The sequence below is a fragment of the Alteromonas sp. KUL17 genome, from assembly GCF_006538305.1.
Lineage (GTDB): Bacteria > Pseudomonadota > Gammaproteobacteria > Enterobacterales > Alteromonadaceae > Alteromonas > Alteromonas macleodii.
Window position 1 is genome coordinate 1 of sequence record NZ_BJKJ01000056.1, and the last position, 1,293, is coordinate 1,293.

At 41.2% G+C, this 1,293-nt stretch carries 3 protein-coding genes; all 3 read left to right on the top strand.

Going from position 1 to position 1,293, the window contains the following annotated elements:
* The coding region (locus KUL49_RS20965; RefSeq protein WP_207308471.1) for a hypothetical protein at window positions 1-366 on the top strand (366 nt) is incomplete at its 5' end.
* Between the two features lie 136 nt (window positions 367-502).
* Entirely contained in the window at window positions 503-808 is a 306-nt protein-coding gene (locus KUL49_RS20705) for a hypothetical protein (protein WP_131138460.1), read from the top strand.
* Window positions 809-928: 120 nt separating this feature from the next.
* Window positions 929-1,189 (top strand): hypothetical protein, encoded by a 261-nt coding sequence (locus KUL49_RS20895; RefSeq protein ID WP_165477929.1) that lies wholly within the window; start codon window positions 929-931, stop codon window positions 1,187-1,189.
* Window positions 1,190-1,293 lie beyond the last annotated feature (104 nt).

Genomic DNA, 1,293 nt, shown 5'->3' on the forward strand with positions numbered 1-1,293 from the left:
TACGCCATGATGAAATATTGTTGCTGCAACTGTCATAGAAAGTTTCCTTGCAATGAGGCTGTAGATGGATACAAATTGGGCTCTAAAAAAGGATTTTTGTGCCCCTTCTGCAAAGTGAACTTAACTGAACTGTTTCTTAGTGGTAGCAAGAAAAGAATGAAATTTGATAGTAAAGCCCATGAAAAATGGGTGTCATTTTCAGGTTTAGTTGGCATAGTCACTTTTATAGCAATGTTTGTTATTTCCGAAGGCTCTTGGATAACTTTTTTCGTTACTCTTGGTGTTATTTTTTCCTATCTTCTATGCGGTTATTTGCGCTGGGGTTTTACACCATATCCAAATGTTATTGGTACAAAAGAGCTATGAAATGTTGTTCTGACTTGGCGTATAACAAAAAAATCAAGTCACTCACTTCGTTCGCTGGGACGCATACATGCGGGGCGGCTTCGCCATTATGCCCCACATGCCTGCGCCCCTTATTTAAAAGTTAGGTGCTACTGGTATGAGTAAAGTTTTTATCTATGGTTTTACTGGCACTTTCACTGAAAAACCTGAGTACGATTACGCTCACCCAGATGTTGGTGCTACTCATAAATGCATGCTTTTTCTTCGCCAAGAGTCAGCAACAACAGAATTTTTGAATGCGGAGAACGAAGCTAAAAAATTCGGCTTCTCAAGTATCACTAATTTAGCAGGTAATCAGCTTCAAATTGACGTGTTGAATACTGAGGCTTATAAGGGATTTACTGGTTATTACAACGAAGCTTTAAAAGAAGGGAGTTCTCTTGTTTACTACCCACGCACCTAACAAGCCAATAAACGCACTCACTACGTTCGCTGGGACGCATACACGCGGGGCGGCTTCGCCATTATGCCCCACATGTCTGCGCCCGTTATTGGAAAGTTATAAGCCACGGAAAATTGTGAAATGGATTCTCTTTTTATTTACTCTGCGTTAGTCACATACTTAGTACTTAGCATTGCAGTATCAGTATTCTTAGCCAAAAGAGAAGACTTAGACTCTGTTCAAAAAATTGCTCAAATAATTATTGCTTGGTTAATTCCAATCATTGGAGCAGTTGCTCTTTGGCAGTTTAATAAAAGTCAGGATCAACCAGCTAAGAAGTATTCTGAATTTGGTGGTGGCAACAGAGACAGTAGCGGAGCTGGGTCAGATGGTAGTCATTAACAATGGCATATAACAACTCAATAAACTCACTCACTTCGTTCGCTGGGACGCATACACGCGGGGCGGCTTCGCCATTATGCCCCACGTGCCTGCGCCCGTTATTG